Annotated in this window: 9 protein-coding genes and 2 pseudogenes; 7 read left to right on the top strand and 4 right to left on the bottom strand. The window is 52.0% G+C overall.

The features are described 5' to 3' along the window. Nucleotides 1-148 precede the first annotated feature (148 nt). Nucleotides 149-3,787 (bottom strand): CHAT domain-containing protein, encoded by a 3,639-nt coding sequence (locus VB741_RS12690; RefSeq protein WP_323365552.1) that lies wholly within the window; start codon nucleotides 3,785-3,787, stop codon nucleotides 149-151. A gap of 91 nt (nucleotides 3,788-3,878) precedes the next feature. After that, entirely contained in the window at nucleotides 3,879-6,056 is a 2,178-nt protein-coding gene (locus VB741_RS12695) for a S8 family serine peptidase (RefSeq protein WP_323365553.1), read from the bottom strand. A gap of 221 nt (nucleotides 6,057-6,277) precedes the next feature. On the opposite strand from VB741_RS12695, the gene VB741_RS12700 reads away from it, so the two are divergent. The 3 genes and pseudogenes from VB741_RS12700 (at nucleotide 6,278) to VB741_RS26370 (ending at nucleotide 8,075) form a co-directional block, all read left to right on the top strand. Beyond that, nucleotides 6,278-7,288 (top strand): hypothetical protein, encoded by a 1,011-nt coding sequence (locus tag VB741_RS12700; protein WP_323365554.1) that lies wholly within the window; start codon nucleotides 6,278-6,280, stop codon nucleotides 7,286-7,288. 466 nt (nucleotides 7,289-7,754) lie between these two features. Next, nucleotides 7,755-7,814 (top strand): annotated as a pseudogene (locus VB741_RS26365) (hypothetical protein); the annotation flags it as partial. A 42-nt stretch (nucleotides 7,815-7,856) separates the two neighbouring features. After that, complete coding sequence (locus VB741_RS26370; RefSeq protein WP_442786352.1) at nucleotides 7,857-8,075, top strand: hypothetical protein; 219 nt, start codon at nucleotides 7,857-7,859, stop codon at nucleotides 8,073-8,075. 397 nt (nucleotides 8,076-8,472) lie between these two features. Here the strand turns inward: VB741_RS26370 and VB741_RS26375 are convergent, their stop codons facing one another. Both VB741_RS26375 and VB741_RS12710 read right to left on the bottom strand, forming a co-directional pair. Further along, entirely contained in the window at nucleotides 8,473-8,697 is a 225-nt protein-coding gene (locus tag VB741_RS26375) for a transposase family protein (protein WP_442786353.1), read from the bottom strand. A gap of 13 nt (nucleotides 8,698-8,710) precedes the next feature. Next, nucleotides 8,711-9,376, bottom strand: coding sequence for a transposase family protein (locus VB741_RS12710; protein ID WP_442786354.1), 666 nt, complete (start codon nucleotides 9,374-9,376; stop codon nucleotides 8,711-8,713). Between the two features lie 680 nt (nucleotides 9,377-10,056). On the opposite strand from VB741_RS12710, the gene VB741_RS12715 reads away from it, so the two are divergent. From VB741_RS12715 to VB741_RS12740, 4 genes and pseudogenes are all read left to right on the top strand, one after another. Beyond that, nucleotides 10,057-13,863, top strand: coding sequence for a S8 family serine peptidase (locus VB741_RS12715; protein ID WP_323365555.1), 3,807 nt, complete (start codon nucleotides 10,057-10,059; stop codon nucleotides 13,861-13,863). Nucleotides 13,864-14,072: 209 nt separating this feature from the next. Continuing rightward, nucleotides 14,073-16,177, top strand: a pseudogene (locus VB741_RS26380) (CHAT domain-containing protein). Nucleotides 16,178-16,216: 39 nt separating this feature from the next. Further along, complete coding sequence (locus tag VB741_RS12735) at nucleotides 16,217-16,822, top strand: Uma2 family endonuclease (RefSeq protein WP_323365559.1); 606 nt, start codon at nucleotides 16,217-16,219, stop codon at nucleotides 16,820-16,822. A 102-nt stretch (nucleotides 16,823-16,924) separates the two neighbouring features. Beyond that, nucleotides 16,925-17,881 carry a tetratricopeptide repeat protein gene (locus VB741_RS12740; RefSeq protein WP_323365560.1) on the top strand — a complete coding sequence of 319 codons (957 nt, stop codon included), beginning with the start codon at nucleotides 16,925-16,927 and terminating at the stop codon, nucleotides 17,879-17,881. Nucleotides 17,882-17,979: the final 98 nt, after the last annotated feature.

Raw genomic sequence — 17,979 nt, forward strand, 5'->3', positions numbered from 1 at the left:
AAATGTGGCACCCACGCCAAGCGCATGAAAGCAGGCTGGGATGACCGATATCTGCTTAAGGTATTGGCTCAAGTAAAGGCTTCTAGCACTTCACCCAAATTGTAAAGAAACGTATGCGTTCGCCCTGGCGAGGTTGTCTAAATCCGCTCTATAGACCATTGCCAATTAAGATGAACGGTGCCCAGTAGAAAGGATGATCGGGACTGGCATTCAAACGGATGGGTTCGCCTGTGTCAGCATTGAGGATATTAATGGAGGCTCTGGGTTCTCCGGCGATAACCGATAGGTCATTTTTAATCAGGGCGAGCTGGGCTCGGCGGAGGGCTTCGGCTTTGGGAAATCCTTCACTGAGAGCGAGGTAAAAGGCATTCATCAGGGATTGGGTGCCGCCATCGTCTACGCGCCAGAGAGAGGCAATAACAGATTTGGCACCGGCTCGCTCTAGCTGATAGCCCAGACCGAGAACTTCAATACCGTTGCCTAGATCTTGGCTGCCTACGCCCGTTTCACAGGCACTGAGCACGACGAGATCAACATCTCGTAAGGGCCAACTGCGCATTTCTCGAAGGGTGGCCACCTTGTCATCACCGTCATCACCAAAGAGAATAAATGACTCGTCGGGACTACTGGAGACAAATGCGCCATGGGTGGCGAGGTGGATAATGTTGTAGCTGCCTAGGCGGTTTACGGTTTCGGTTTTGCTAAAGTTTCGGTCGAGGAGAATGTCGGTGTCTGGCAGTTGCTCGGCTAGGTTAGTGACCTCGGTGCGGGTGAAGGGCAGATCTTGAAAGGAATAGGGCTCGTCACCAACGGTGTGGGTAAAGCTGCATTTGGCACAGGCCCCGGCGAGAATGCGGGGGTTGGGGGTGGGATGATCCCCCAGGTCACTTTGGGATTTGTTAGTGATGTGGGTAATGGCAAAGCGCTCGGCCATCCATTGGCGGCCATCGTAGAGGGCGGCGAGGGGAATATAGCGCAGGGCACCATCAGGGGAATAGACAATGGTTTGGGTGCCAAGGGCCTTCAGGTCCGGTTCGATTGCGGCGATTAGCCAGTTGTAGAGTTTTTGGGCAGCGGGTTTGGCGGGGCGGCTGGGGCTACGAAGAATGTCGCGGTAGTCGAGAATGGCCTGGTTGAGTTCTTTGGATGTCACTTCGACGCGGCGACGGATGGGCGGTGCATCGGAGGGGACCAGAATAATTTCAAGACGGTCTTCGAAAATTAGGGGGTAAATTACCAGGGCATTGGGTAGGTTGGCGATGTTGTTTTGTAAGTCTATGAGGGTGTCGAGTTCGATGTCGCCTGTGGTGGCTTGGCGGAGGGCGGCAACATCTGCTTGGACGTCGGCACGCTCGATAAAATCATTAAAACTGGTAGTCAGTGTACTCTCTTGGGATCTTAGTTCGCTGAGGCGTTGGCGCTGGCCTGGGGAGAGGATATTGTAGTCTTGGGCTCTGAGGTTAGCCAGTTCTGTTTTGTTGCTGATGAACTGTTGGTATAGGGCGAGGATAGTTTCCTCAGGTTTCCAGTAGTCGACATCATTATTAGTGTTGCTGGAGCTGCGAACATCCTGGAAATAGTCTTCGAGCTCTTGGGTGCGGAGGAGGTCAAGAATTGCTTGGGCTTCTAGAACTCGGTCTTCTTGGAGAAGGAGATCGGCTAGCTTACGGTAGGTGCTAGCGATGGTATTTGTGTAAGACTGCTGCTGCTCCTGGGTTAAGGCTTGGTTGCCCCCACGAATGTCTTCGTAGACATTAACCGACTGCTTGAGAAAAATAATCGCTAGTTCTGGTTCTTCTGTCGTGTCTAACAACAAGCCAATATTGTTGAGGGTGCGGCCTTCGCCACTGCGATCGTCGATGTCGCGGAAGATGACGAGGGCCTGGTCGTAATAATCGAGGGCCTGGGGGTACTGACCCAAGCTATCGTAAACAGCCCCAATATTGTTGAGGGTGATGCCTTCGCCACTGCGATCGTCGATGTCGCGTCTGATGGCGAGGGCCTGGTCGTAATAATCGAGGGCTTGGGGGTACTGACCCAATTGACGATAAACACCTCCAATATTGTTGAGGGTGGTGCCTTCACCACTGAGATCACCGATGTCGTGTCTGATGGCGAGGGCCTGGTCGTAATAATCGAGGGCCTGGGGGTATTGTCCCAAGCTATCGTAAACACCTCCAATATTGTTGAGGGTGGTGCCTTCGCCACTGCGATCGCCGATGTCGCGGCTGATGGCGAGGGCCTGGTCGTAATAATCAAGGGCCTGGAGGTACTGACCCAAGTTATCGTAAACAAGACCAATATTGTTGAGGGTGGTGCCTTCACCACTGAGATCGCCGATGTCGCGGCTGATGGCGAGGGCCTGGTTGTAATAATCGAGGGCCTGGGGGTACTGACCCAAGTTATTGTAAACAGCCCCAATATTGTTGAGGGTGATGCCTTCACCACGGCGATCGCCGATGTCGCGTCTGATGGCGAGGGCCTGGTTATAATAATCGAGGGCCTGGGGGTACTGACCCAAGTTATTGTAAACAGCCCCAATATTGTTGAGGGTGGTGCCTTCGCCACTGAGATCGCCGATGTCGCGTCTGATGGCGAGGGCCTGGTCGTAATAATCAAGGGCCTGGGGGTACTGACCCAAGTTATTGTAAACAGCCCCAATATTGTTGAGGGTGGTGCCTTCACCACGGCGATCGCCGATGTCGCGTCTGATGGCGAGGGCCTGGTTGTAATAATCGAGGGCCTGGGGGTACTGACCCAAGTTATTGTAAACAGCCCCAATATTGTTGAGGGTGATGCCTTCACCACTGCGATCGCCGATGTCGCGGCTGATGGCGAAGGCCTGGTTGTAATAATCGAGGGCCTGGGGGTACTGACCCAAGTGACGATAAACAAGACCAATATTGTTGAGGGTGGTGCCTTCGCCACTGCGATCGCCGATGTCGCGGAAGATGGCGAGGGCCTGGTTGTAATAATCGAGGGCCTGGGGATACTGACCCAAGTTATCGTAAACAAGACCAATATTGTTGAGGGTGGTGCCTTCGCCACTGCGATCGCCAATTTCTTGGTACAGCAGTAAGGCTTGCTCTAACTTTGCCAGAGATTCCTGCCAGCGGGCAGTGCTCCGTAGATTCTGAGACTCATCCAAGAGCTGATCGGCCTCTGTTTGCTTGGCCTCTTGCTCACTTCCCATCGTTCCTTTTAACTGATAGGTTCCTTGCCCATCCTCTCCATAGGCTGCCACTAACAGATAATATTCACCTGACGTTGGCAGGCGCCATGCCAGTATTGAGTTTGTGCTGTCGTTACTGTCATCATTGCTCGCGATCTGTGCTTGATCTGCATCTAGCAATAAAAGACGAGTATCAAAGTCTTCGCTGGCTAGGTTAATTTTAATAATCTGCCCCGCCTGCCCCTCAAACCGATATACATCATAGAGACCTCCATCCTCAAAAGCATCATCCCCTGCTTCTAAGACACCACTGCGCTCGAACGGGATTTGTAGCATCACCTCCGTTTGCTTCTGACGATTTGTTGGTAAAAGCAATGCAGACCAGTCAATGTGAGCCTGCTGCGTCCAGCTATGATCGCGGATCGAAAAATCTGCCTGTTTCAATGGCCACGCTTCTAATGGTTGCCTGTCATCTAATCTGTCATTTAACCCGTCTGACCTATGCCGTAGAACGCTCTCCACAGATCGCTGCCCTGACACTTGGGCCACCGCTCCAACCTCTGTCACCACCGTCGACAACAGCACAACCAACGAAACACGCAACAATCTCACCATGACTCCGAGGGGTAGACTACAATCCATCCATCAACCAAAACCAATGGCAGGGGCCACCTATCCTCACTATGACCCCCACCCCCCAGAAAACTCAACCCCTCTCCTCAACCACCTCTGCTACCGCCTTAACTGCCTCCACAGCATCCACCAACCCCTGCCCAAAGAAATACACCTCTGGTGCAATCGCCTCCACCGGTCCACTAATCCCCGAAGGCCGCACAAAGGGAAAATCCCCAGCCGTCCCAAAGCCCGCAGACGCCTGCAGCCGATACTGATTCTCATCCGCCTGACTCAGCACCAACGGCCCATAGTCCGCCGTCTGTCCCAAAATCGCTGTCAGCTCGTCTCGGTCCAGCTGCTCCGCCCCATCTACCGACCGCATCAACGCCAATACCCCACTAACTGTCGGCGCCGCAAATGACGTCCCCTGCACCTGCACATATAGCCCCACTGGGTCTAGCGTCGAACCCCAGCTTACCTGTGGCCGCTCCACCCCCTGCCAAAATCCGGAAACCCAAGTCCCCCCCGCCGTCAAGATACCTCCCGACTGCTGCTGGTTGGTCTCACCACCGGGAGCCACCAAATCTAGCCCCGCCCCATAGCTGCTGTAATAGCTGCGATTCCCCTGTACATTGGTCGCCCCCACCGAAATTACTCCTGGTAGCGCCGCCGGGAACGACACCCCATCCAGCTGGTCATTGCCCGCCGAAGCCACAATCACCAGGTCCGGATATGCATCTAAAATTCGAAACACCTGATCGCTTAGCGCCTGGTCTGGCAACAACCCACCCAGGCTCATATTGATCACATCCACATCTCGCGCAGCGGCGTAGCCAATGGCCTCGATCAGCGCTGCTGAGGTAATCTCCCCACCCAGGCCAAACACCCGCACTGGTAAAATCTGGGCCGCCGGAGCAACTCCCACCACCCCTTGCCGATCGGCAGGATTCGCTGCAATCACCCCAGCGGACCAGGTGCCATGAAATTCACTGCCAATTTCCGACTGAATAATCTGCCGCAGATAGTCCGCCCGCTGCTTTTCTGAGAAGGTGGGCTGCACCTGAGCAATGAATCCAGCCAGCCAGGGATAGGCCGCTAACAGGTCCGCATCCTCCAGGGTAAAGGTGCGCTGCAAATGAGGCCGCAGATAGTCCAGCTCATCGGTACTAATGCGCGTATCCCCATCCCCCAAGGCACAGTTTTCACTATCATCTGGGGCACAGGTCACCTCTCCATTAGAGAAATCCCAGCCGTGGGTTTCTCCCGGTAGCCAGTCCGCCACATCCTGGGGTACCGCATATATCTGGTCCACCAGGTCAGGATGGTCCCACTGGATCAAACTGTCGATTACCGCCACGACCACATTATCGCCCTGGGTGGTCTTCCAAGCTTCCACCGCCCGCACATCTGACCGGGGGTAGGGTCGGGGCCTCATAGCTCGGCTATTTAGGTGCCACTGCAGCGGCAACAGCGACTGGGGAAACGGCGATGACTCCTCGGCAGCGGGCACATGGTCTAGGCCATTCGTTCGTTGGGGTGTCTCTGCTGATAGCACGTCCAGCGGAGCCACATTAAATGGAATTGACTGCACAAAGTTGGGGGTGGCCGACTGAATACTGGGCAAATTACCTAGCTGGGTGGCTGCCGCCAGCACTGCCGTCCCCGATACATTAGTGGCCCGCACCAGGTAGCGCCCCTGACCAAACCGCAGGGGCCGTATTACCTCCACCCCATACTGACTGAGCAACCGACGGACCTCGCCATCGGAAACTCCTGGCTCAACGCTCACCACCATTTCCTGGGTAACTACAATGGACTCGGTCCCTCCCTCTCGGCTCAGCACCGGCAGAGTCGCCTGAATGTACGATTGACTGAGTCGTTGGGCCCACTGCTCATCAAAATTAGCGGGTAGCTCAACGAGGGCGTAGCGTTCTCCCAGGGGCTTCACCGTTATATCGGCAGTGGGCTGCGCACTGCGGCTGAGGCTAGCTGCGGTGGTTAAATCTCGCTGTAGCCGCAGGTAAGCGGGTTCACTATCCCCACGGGTAGAGCTGGGCGCAGGCTTAAACTCCACCGCAATCTGATCTGAGCGTTCCACTAGGGCAATCTGCTGATCGTAGAAAGTATAGGACAGGCCATTTTCCTCTCCATCGGCCTGGGCCACTATCGGCGCATCGGACATGGCCTTAGCCGTCGTTAATGTCTGATCCACACTTACAAAACCACCCGCTGCTAACAGAATCCAGGGGAGTAATCGCTTCATCATCATGGGGAAATTCCTCTATCCACGTTCGCTCTATGCTTCTGGGCTGGTTGAACTTATTCAAGGGCTTAGGTACGGTATCGTCTTGGCGGGTTTAATCCATCACTGATGCTATCCAACATTCACAGCCCTGAATAAGCTCTGGCGCAGAGGAAATAAGCCACATCGAGTGGCTACTGCATGCCCTCTGTGTTCTGTAAATCTTACTCGGCAAGGAGACTCCCACCATGGCTAAGGCCCAAATTGTACTACGGCAGTTGTTTAGATATGGGATCCCTGCTGCGATCGCAATATCCGTTACTGGCAGTTTCGTACTGCTATCCGGCAATACCTATATTATTGATCTGTTCAATAACTGGAAAATGTTCAACCAATGGTTCAATACCAATCACCACTACCCACCCAACGAGCCTTCGCCCACTGACGATCGCAATCCTGTTAACTATCCTCATCCCGAGAGTCCCGACATTAACATTAAACTCCCTCCTGTATCATTCCCCATCAACGTTTCGCCCGACGTAGATATTTCACCCAATATTGACCTAAGGCCCCACCTTGAAATCTCGCCCGAGGTACAGTTCAGCCCTGAACTAAACCCACAAATCGACATCTCGCCCACGCTACAGCTCAATCCTGAATTCAACTCTAACTTCGGTTTCACCCCCAGCCTCGACATTGAGTCTCAGATCAAGGTATCTCCCAACGTTCAGATTAATCCTGGGCGCACCATCGTATTCTCCAACTCAGACGAGCCGTTCAATATTGACCAAAATTCATCCCCAAAGGGAGCCACTGTCCAACCTGTCCCAAAGAGCGATCCCCAGTCCCCTAGACCAACACCATACACTCCCACGCAGTTGTCTCTACCGAAAGAGTTACCCAAAGATGCCAATGTCTCATCCAAACTACCCAACCCGTTTGACCCTGGGCTCACTGATCCATCGGACGAGCCCCTACCCACTTTTCAATTTCCCGAGGTTTCACCTCAACCCACGCCAATCACATCGTCCATAACCTTTGACCCAGAGAAACTGCCACCGGATACTATCTCTCAACAGCCCAAAGAGCACCGTGACTTTCCTGGTTCAAACCACTTATCCCCAAAGACACCTCTTGATGGCAGTCAGTCACATCCAATAGACTCATCCGAAAAATCGGTCACTGTGCCTGAACCGGGCATGGTAATGACAATTTTACTCTTTGGCCTAGGCTTCTTTGGGTTTAGAAGAAAACGATAGTGAGATAGAAAGGATACACTAAGGTGACGTCATGAGTGTCATGACGTCATCGAGAAAAGTGATTTCATAGATTAATACCATCAGCCAAAATGTCCCCATTACAGGCCATTACCAATCAAAATAAACGGTGCCCAGTAATAAGGATGATCAGACTGGCCCTTTAGAACCATGGGTTCTCCAGTAGAGACATTAGACTTTATCGGGAATTAGCGCGGTAAAATAAAAACTACCAGGGAAATGAGCAAGCCATGCCATGAGAATAGCCTAGGCAGAGGTGAAAGGAAAACCTGGAATATTGAAGAGCTTGACGGGACTGACGGTCAGCGAATTTGAGGCATTGCTGCCGAGCTTTGAGCAGGCATAGGCAGAATTCGTAGCAGCGGAATTTGAGCAGAAAAAGGGCAAGCGAGCCTAGGGCGCAGGGCGCAAGCCAGAACTATCGGAGCTAAGCGACAAGCTGCTATTCATTGTATTTTACTTCCGTCAATATCCGAGGCAGGAAGTGCAGGGCTACTTATTCGGGATAGGTCAAGCGCAGGCTAACGAGTGGATACATCGGTTCACAGGCGTGCTGAATGATGCGCTAGGAGAAGAGCAGCAACTGGCCGAGCGCGGACCGGCCAAGCTAGAAGCGGTGTTATCGGCATGTCCTGGCTTGAGGTTTCTGATCGATGGCACAGAGCGGCCCATCAATCGGCCGAAGGAGAAGGAGAAGGAGAAGGAGAAAAGTGACTACAGCGGCAAAAAGAAAGGGCATACGGTCAAGAACAAGGTCATCACCAGCTGAGGTGGGCCTATCGTGTACTTGAGCGGAACCGATGAAGGGAAGAAGCACGACAAGAAGATAGCGGACGAAGAAGCCTACTGTTTCCCCTCAGGGAGTAAGCTTTGCAAGATCCGGGGTTTCAAGGCTACAAGCCAGAGGGGGTGATTGTCCTGCAACCGAAAAAGAAGCCACGCCATGGCAAACTGACCGCAGACTAAAAGGTGTTCAATCGAGCCGTATGGAGTCTCAGAGTTGAGGTAGAACAGCCGATAGGGGGCGCTAAGCGCTCACAAATTCTGGTACAGAAATTCCGCAATCAAGTCGATAACTTCGTGGATGATGTAATAGACATTATAGGAAATAGTGAGGAGTTGTAATCCAAAGTCTTTATCTTCTGATTGTGGTTATCTGCTATCGCTTAACCACGTAGCGCTAGGCGAAAGTTGTGAAGCCCACAGGCCGTTTCCATCACATCATCGACAAACCCCTCGACTCGATTGCGAAATCGCTGCACCACAATCTGGCAGCGTTTGATCCCGCCAATATGATGTTCAACTTCAACCCGAAGGCTCGATATCGCTCGATTGACCACCTTCTCGATTTCGGTTAATTCCCCACCCCGTGGCTTCTTCTTCGGTTGCACAATCGTTACTCCCTCAGGCTGATACCCCCTGGAAGCCTGTGTCTTGCAAAAGCTTGCTCCCTGGTGGAAAACAGTAGGCTTCTTCGTCCGCTATCGTCTTGTCGTGCTTCTTCCCTTCGTGGGTACCACTCAAGTACACCACCTGGCCGCCTCGCTCGCTAATGATGTTGTTCTTGACGCTATGCCGCTTCTGCTTGCCACTGGAGTATTCCTTCTGTTTGGTCTTATCCTTGGGTCGCTGGATGGGACGCTCGCTCCCATCCAGCAAAAACTCCAAGCTGGGGCAGGCTGACAACACTGCTTTCAGATTGGCTGGTTGTCTTTCGGGCAACGGCTGCTCTTGGCCTAAGGCTTGGTTCAATAACGCTGTGAGTCGATGCACCCATTCATTGGCCTGGGCCTGACTCATACCAAACAGATAGCCTTGCACTTCCTGGGTTGGGTAGATCCGGAAGTACACCAAGATGAACAAAAGCTTGTCTTCCATCGTCCTCAGATGCCCTTTACGTCCCCCGTCATAGGCTCGCTTGCGGCCTGCTCGCTCAAACGTCTCTGACACAAAGGCTTCCCAAGCCCTGCTGAAACTCGGTAGCAAGGCTTCAAACTCTGATGGATTCAAGCCAGTCAAGCTGCGCAGGGTACGAGGCTTATTCTTTAATATCGCGTACTGCATTTTCATAGAACCTAAACCGAGAGACAATAGCTCATGACCATTTTAGGGAGTCCCCCTATTTCCGATTAAGTTTAATGGAAACGGCTTGTGGATTACACAACTTTCGGATGAGTCACCGTCGAGGACAAGCCAATGTATCGGTAGCGTTGGCCTAGACTCTCCTACGGAGAATCGCATACAGAAGAAAAGTTCGGGATAGGGAGTATCTGTTTCTGTTGTCCACACTATTTCCGATGAAGTCTATTTCATTATGATAATATCCACAGCATCACTGTCTTATTAGGTAGGTCAGCCTAATTTTTTCAGATCAAGTATTCGCACAGCAAGGTTTTCAGACGCTAGCGTCTTATATTTAATTGGGTCTACCTACTTAAACTGTTACTCAATACAACTGATTTGCCTACTGTCTCAATGGGACAGTCTATCAACACTCACTGACATCGACATACTACCTCAGTCAGCTATTTATAAAATAACACTCAATATTTTGGCCTTCAAGAAAATGCTCAAAACTACGATTTTTCTAAGCTTTTTGGGCTAGACAAAGCATCTATATCTCTTGTCAAATCCAGCTTATTCATACTGTAACATGTTCTATTCTCAAAGATTATCTGAAGCACAGTTCTATTGAATAAGTCTTCTTCTACACGCGGTACCTCTCCTCGCAAGCCCTAAGAGGAGTGATCATGTCAGATCAATTTTCTAACAATCAAAATACGCTCACCGAAAACGTATCAGATTTAATTCCTACCGTTGATGCACTAGTATTAGAAGACCTAACCGATCCACTCAACCTGACTCAGGAAAGAATAGTTGACTCATCTTCTCCCAAAGTAATGAGAGTTGAACCAACTGAGACAATCAGCAACACAGCTCAACCATTCCTCGTATCGTCGGGATCTTCAGAATCCAGCCCGGTTAACAATCAAGTCAAGGACCGCAGCCCACAAAGCATTTCTATCCAGACTGCGTCATCGATTTCTGTTCAGACCGAGACACCACCCACGGAAGACTCTCCAACAAGCTCGGCTTCCACCACGGCTGTTTCCATAGCCTCTAGTACTCCACACACGGTATACGAACAAACACTACCCGAACTCCAGGGCTTAGTCGAAGGCCAAGACTATGGAGCCCACCAAGTCATTGTCAAATTCAAATCGGACATCCAAACCGCTCAGGCAAATACGCTTCAGTCTACCCTAGGAGCAACTACCCTCAAAGCTACCGCCCTAACAGGCGTACAGCTATGGGACATCGGTACACGCTCAACCGCAGACGCCATCCTTGCCCTAAAAGCAAATCCACTGGTCGAATACGTTGAGCCCAATTACAAACTGTCAGTCACCGGTACAGCAACGTCGACCCAGCCCACAGCCACCCCCAACGACCCCGGCTACAACCAACTGTGGGGCCTTCACAACACAGGACAAACCGGTGGTCTCCGTGACTCGGATATTGACGCCCCTGAGGCATGGGATATCGTGCGGGGCAAAGGTGTTGTTGTCGGCGTGATCGATACAGGCATTGACTACACCCATCCTGACTTACGCAATAACCTATGGACTAACCCGGGTGAAATCGCCAATGACGGCATCGACAATGACCGCAATGGCTATATCGATGACTACTATGGCTATGACTTCGCCAACAATGATAGTAACCCCTTCGATGATGTTGGCCATGGTACCCATGTGGCGGGCACCATTGCCGCTGCAGCCAACAATAGTAGAGGCATAGCAGGGGTAGCTCCTGATGCTAAAGTCATGGCTCTTAAATTCCTAGGTACGAATGGCGGCAGCACATTTGACGCTATTGAGGCAATTAACTATGCCGTCATGATGGGGGCCGATATCACCAACAATAGCTGGGGTGGCGGCGGACCTTCCCAGGCACTCTATGATGCGATCGCAAACGCAGGCTCCGCTGGCCAACTCTTCATCGCCTCCGCTGGCAATGGTGGCTCCGACGGCATCGGCGATAATAATGACTTGCTGCCCTCCTATCCAGCCAGCTATGACTTAGATAACATTATCTCCGTCGCGGCCAGCGACCACCGCGATCAGCTGGGCAGCTTTTCCAACTATGGAGCGAAATCAGTAGACCTAGCGGCCCCTGGTGTTAACATCGTCAGCACGGTTCCAGGCGGCTATGACAGCTATAATGGCACCTCCATGGCGGCTCCCCATGTGACCGGTGCAGCCAGTCTCTTGCTATCCCAAAACCCAAATCTCACCCCAGCCCAACTAAAAGAAAGACTGCTGTCTACCGCCGACCCGGTGACTGGCTTACGCGGACGCACCGTCAGTGGCGGTCGCCTGAATGCTCACCAGGCCCTACTCGGTAGTGAGACCCAAACCGGAGCCATCGAAGGAGCCATTTGGCATGATCTCGATGGGGATGGTGTACGAGACTCGAACGAATCCGGCCTCTCAGGCTGGACTGTTTACCTAGACCAAAACCAAAACGGTCAGTTGGATAGGGGTGAAACATCAACGACTACCAATAGTGGAGGAGACTATGGCTTTGGTAATTTGCAACCAGGGACATACACCGTTGCCGAGGTCTTAAAACCAGGCTGGCAACAAACCTTTCCCACCCAACCCAGCACCGCTGAATTTACGCCTGAATTTACGTCTGGCATGTTGGTGCCCCTACTGGCTGGAGAGACCAATGCCTTTACTCGGGTAGCCCCCTCCGAAGAGGTACAGACAGCTCTGACTAATAACAGCCAGACCGCCACTATCAATGTTACCTACAATGGATTCTCTCGCGAGGCCCAGACCGCATTTCAGTACGCCGTTGATATTTGGGAATCGCTGCTTGTCTCTGATGTCCCTATCGAAATCGAGGCCAACTGGACCGGCTTAGATCGAGGTGTACTGGGTTCTGCCGGACCCAATCAGTTCATCCGCGACTTTGCAGGTGCAGTGGCAGCGGGTACATGGCATCCGATCGCCATTGCTAACAAGCTGGCAGGCCAAGACCTCGATCCTCGTAAGGCTGATATCAGCTCCAACTTTAACAGCGACCTTGGCAACTGGTATTTTGGCACCGATGGGAATACCCCGGCTGGGCAGTATGACTTTGTCAGTGTGGTACTGCACGAGTTGGGTCACGGGTTAGGTTTTGTTGGTTTAATGGATTTTGATGCTCCCTCTGGTTTGGGTAGTTGGGGCTTTGACAGCGGATTCCCAGGGATCTATGACCAGTTTACCGTCAGCGGTAGAGGCAATAGCTTGCTGGATCCGCTACTCTATCCCAATCCATCTCCCCAACTAGGTCTGGAGCTAACCAGCAACAATATTTACTTTGCTGGAGCCAACGCGGTAGATGCCAATAATGGATTTGCCCCTAAACTCTATGCGCCTCGAAGCTGGCAAGGGGGATCCAGCTATTCTCATCTGGATGAGGATACCTACCGAACAGGCAATCCTAACTCATTGATGACACCCCAGCTAGGGCAAGCTGAAGCGATTCACACTCCAGGTGCCATTGGCCTAGGTATGTTAGAAGATATGGGCTGGACAATTGCTACGGATACACCAGCACCGCCACCCTCGGTACCTGGTGCCCACACTGTCACCGTCGGAGCAGGTGAAACTGTCAGAGATATACTCTTTGGCAATCAGCAAACGGATGCAACACCGCCTACCTCGGGCAACTTTAGTTTTGAAACCGGCGACTTCACTGGCTGGACTCCCTTTGGGGATGCTCAGGTAGTCTCCTCTAACATTGGCATTGCCACCACCGATGGTCGGTTTCAAGCCCAGGTCACCACTGGTGATGGGTCTTTCAGCATCGCCCAGCTAGAAGCATTAGTGAAACTGGATGCGGGATTGCTACAGTCTACTCGCTCAGGCAATATCCGAGAAGGATCGGTGATTCAGCTAACTTCCTTTGAGGTAGAAGCTGGCGACACCCTGTCATTTGATTGGAATTTTCTTACTAATGAGAATACGCCTAACCCAGACAACAATGATTTTGCTTTTGTCACCTTTAATAACAACTATGTATTTGAACTAGGGGATACGTCTACTCCAGATCAAGGTTTTGATCCTTTGGTGTTTACTACCCAGAGTGGCTATCAGACTGCTGAGTTTATCTTTAACCAGGCAGGGACGTACACGATGGCGATTGGGGTGATGGACGAGGGGGATACGGGGGTAGACTCTGGCCTCCTAGTGGATAATGTGCAGCTGCTGTCTGTGAATGGACTAGCAGAGGTAGTACAGGTATCAGCTACTACCCATGATCCTCTGTTGGCAGGAGGTCTGGATAACTCAGTTTCAGCTGATATAGTATCCGAGCTAGCTTGGAATTGGGCGGCTGAACATCCAGCAATTAACGCCATCCAAACCCATGGGTTTCCTACAACAGCAACAGACTGGTCCCTCGGTCAGATATCTGACCACGGGTTAGGGCAAAATTCGACCTTGGGAAATGTAGAGTCAGTTATCGTTGCTGTAGAAGAACCGTTGCTCGTAGCCGCATAATCGATCAAATGCGATGATTCGGGACGAGTTCCGCCTGATGAGATGATTCGGCTAAAGCGCTTGCTTTACAAGCGTTTTAGCCCTTTTTAGAGAGGATTGCTGAAATTCTTAATCTGCAGGCATTTCATTAGAGGTAAGGTGAGCATTGCCCACCGTTGCAAGAGTGAGCAGAAATGGTGGGCGGTGCCCACCCTACTTAACTAAAGCCCATGCGATTTCCCATCCCGCTCCTGAGCCTTCTCACCTTTACGGCCCTCACCCTTCCCCTGGTCCCTGGTCCCTGGTCCCTGGTCCCCAACGCCTTAGCCCAAACCGAAACCCCAGATGCCCAGAAAGCAGAGGCAGATCGGCTATTACAGCAAGGGATTCAGCAGTTTCGCATCAGTCAGTTTCGTGAAGCGCTCCAGTCCTGGGAACAGGCTCTCAGCCTCTACCGCGACATCGGTGACCGCCAAGGCGAAGCCAATGCCCTGGGCAATCTGGGTCTTGCCTATCGTTCCCTGGGCCAGTACGAGCGCGCCATTGACTTCCATCAGCAATCTTTAGCCATTAAACGCGAGATCGGTGACCGCCAAGGCGAAGCCAATGCCCTGGGCTCTCTGGGTCTTGCCTATCGTTCCCTGGGCCAGTACGAGCGCGCCATTGACTTTCTTCAGCAATCTTTAGCCATTAACCGCGAGATCGGTGACCGCCAAGGCGAAGCCAATTCCCTGGGCAATCTGGGTAGTGCCTATCTTTCCCTGGGGCCAGTACGAGCGCGCCATTGACTTCCATCAGCAATCTTTAGCCATTAAACGCGAGATCGGTGACCGCCAAGGCGAAGCCAATTCCCTGGGCAATCTGGGTAGTGCCTACTATTCCCTGAGCCAGTACGAGCGCGCCATTGACTTCCATCAGCAATCTTTAGCCATTGACCGCGAGATCGGTGACCGCCAAGGCGAAGCACTCTCTTTGAATAATCTTGGTGCCACATTGATCGACACCCATCACTGGCAGGATGCAGAAACAGTATTAAACCAATCTATTCTCGCTTACGAATCCCTTCGGACTAAGTCGAGCCAGGGCCTTTGTGCTGCAGCTCGCCCAACGGCTAGACGCCAATGACCCAGGACTGGCTGCCGATCTGGCTAACCCACCTTCCCTAACGCAAGTCCGGCAAATCGCCCAGGAGACCAACACCACCCTGGTGGAATATGCCCAGATTTTTAACGATGCGCTCTACATTTGGATCGTCCAACCCTCCGGTGAGATCACCTTCCGGTCGGTTGAGCTGTCGGGCAACGGTGATGAGACGGGTCAAACCATGCTGGCAACCCTCGATGGCCCGGTTTATCGCGGCGCGGAGCCTCCTTCGGAACTCGATACCCTGATTGCCGATACTCGGGCAACGGTGACTGTCATCCGCAATAACACCAGCCCGGAAAAGCTAAAAGCCCTGCACCAACTCTTGATTGACCCCATCGCCGATCTGTTACCCACCGATCCAACGGCGCAGGTGACGTTTATCCCCCAGGGTAGTTTATTCCTGGTACCCTTTGCCGCCTTGCAGGATGAGGCCGGGACTTACTTGCTTGAAAAGCATACAATCCTCACGGCTCCGTCGATTCAGGTGTTGGGGTTGGCGCGGGGAGCGGGAATGGAGAATGGGGAACAGGAAATAGGCAACCAGACAGATGCTTTAGTGGTGGGAAATCCGACGATGCCAAAGGTGTGGGTGCAGGATGGGAAGGGTGCTTTGGAAGAGATTCAATTGTCGTCCTTGGCGGGGGCTGAGGATGAGGCACTGTTGATTGGTGACAGGTTAGGCGTGACACCTCTATTGCAGGGACAGGCGACGGAAGCAGAGATTAAGCGGCGGTTGCCAGGGGCGAGTTGGATTCATCTGGCGACTCATGGGTTGTTGGGCTATGGCGATCCACAATCGTCTGGGGTGTTGGACCTGCCGGGGGCGGTGGCACTGGCAGCGGGTAATGGGGAAGATGGGCTGTTAACAGCGGCGGAGATTATTCAAATGGACTTGCAGGCGGAGCTGGCGATTTTGAGTGCCTGCGATACGGGCCGGGGACGGATTACAGGCGATGGCGTGGTGGGCCTGTCACGGGCTTTGATGACAGCAGGGGTGCCAAGCGTGATGGTGTCATTGTGGGCGGTGCCAGATCAGCCGACAGCGGAGTTGATGACGGCGTTTTATGAGCAGTTGCAGCGGGGGGAGACGAAGGCGCAGGCCCTGCGGCAGGCGATGCTACTGACAATGGCACAGCATCCAGACCCGAGAAATTGGGCGGCGTTTACGCTGATGGGGGAGGGTTTATAATGCATTGATATACTCATTGATGCAAGATTCGCTAATGCCATGATTGCCTCACCCCAATACACTAATCCGGAAGATTATCTTCGGCTCGAAGCGGAGAGTCCCACCAAGCATGAATATAGCGACGGGGCTATCTATGCCATGGCCGGTGCCAGCGACCAGCATGTCACCATTGCCCTTAACCTAGCGACCTTGCTCCGTAGCCATATCCGGGGAACAGGCTGTCGCGTCTATATTGCCGACATGAAAGCCCGGATTGAGGCCCGTAATCGTTTTTACTATCCTGATGTGATGGTCACCTGTGACCCGAGAGACCCGGAAACGGCTCTGTACAAGCGGTTTCCTAAGCTGATTGTAGAAGTCCTGTCAGATTCAACCGAAGCCTTTGACCGGGGCGATAAGTTTGCCGACTATCAAACCCTAGAGAGCTTAGAAGAATATGTGTTGATCAACACCCGTCATCCCCGCGTTGACTGTTTTCGGCGCAGTCAGTCAGGTCTTTGGGTGTTGCAGTCCTATACGCCACAGTCAGATAGGGTTTTTCTAGAGAGTATAGATTTTACCTGTTCGCTGACGATGCTCTACGAAGATGTGGTTTGGGATGAGGGTGAGTTGGGTTTCACTCAAGACAATATCCAATCGCCATAGTCCTGATGAACTATGGCATTCTGCACATTACCTGAAGCTGAATCAGTCTACCCTGCCCAGCACTATATGCTTAGGTCAGCCCTGAAAGTCAGCCCCAAGCCCATGCGATTTCCCATCCCGCTCCTGAGCCTTCTCACCTTTACGGCCCTCACCCTTCCCCTGGCCCCTGGTCCCTGGTCCCTGGTCCCCAACGCCTTAGCCCAAACCGAAACCCCAGATGCCCAGAAAGCAGAGGCAGATCGACTATTTCAGCAAGGCATTCAGCAGTATCGCGTCAGCCAGTTTCGGGAAGCACTCCAGTCCTGGGAACAGGCGCTGACCCTCTATCGCCAAATTGGTGACCGCCAAGGCGAAGCCAATTCCATGGGCAATCTGGGGAATGCCTACCATTCCTTGGGTAATTATGAACTGGCAATTGATTACTACAATCAGGCTTTAGGCTTGGAAAGAGAAATTGGTAATCGGGCTGGAGAAGGAAATCTATTTTTCCGTATAGGCTGGTCTTATAGTTTTTACAGTCAATATCAATTAGCAATCGAATTCTTTGATCAGGTGTTACAGATTGCACAAGAGCTTGGTGACTTGGAGAAAGAAGTTGCAGCTCAATATGCACTGGGGTGGGTCTATGACGATTTAGGTCAACGTCAAAAAGCTATCGATTTTTATAGCGCGGCTTTATTGATTGTCCAAGAAACCAATGATAAATATCAAGAGGCTAGCATTTTAAATGGTCTTGGATGGGTTTACACTGCATTAGGAGAAAATCAAAAAGCCATAGATTTCTTTGCCAAGCAGTTAACTATTGCCCATGAGATTCTAAATCGACAACAAGAGGCTAATGCCTTAAATGGGCTAGGTTTTGCTTATGCTCAACTTAGTAAATACCAAGAATCGATCAATTTTTCAGAACAAGCTTTGAGCATTCATCGTGAGATTAACGATATCAGGGAAGAAGCATATGCATTAGGAGATTTAGGAAACGCATATGCTTCCCTAGGACAATATCAAAAGGCAATAGATTATCTGATGCGATGTAACTACTCAGGCTTAAAAAATTAGAGAGTTTTCCCAGGTTACAGAGATTATCAGCTAGCGTAATCCAAATATAGGAATTGGTAACCTCCTTGAGCAAGCCCAAGGGTCGCATCAAACTCAGT

The organism is Leptothoe sp. PORK10 BA2 (assembly GCF_034932105.1).
In the GTDB taxonomy this organism is placed as follows: Bacteria; Cyanobacteriota; Cyanobacteriia; order Phormidesmidales; family Phormidesmidaceae; genus Leptothoe.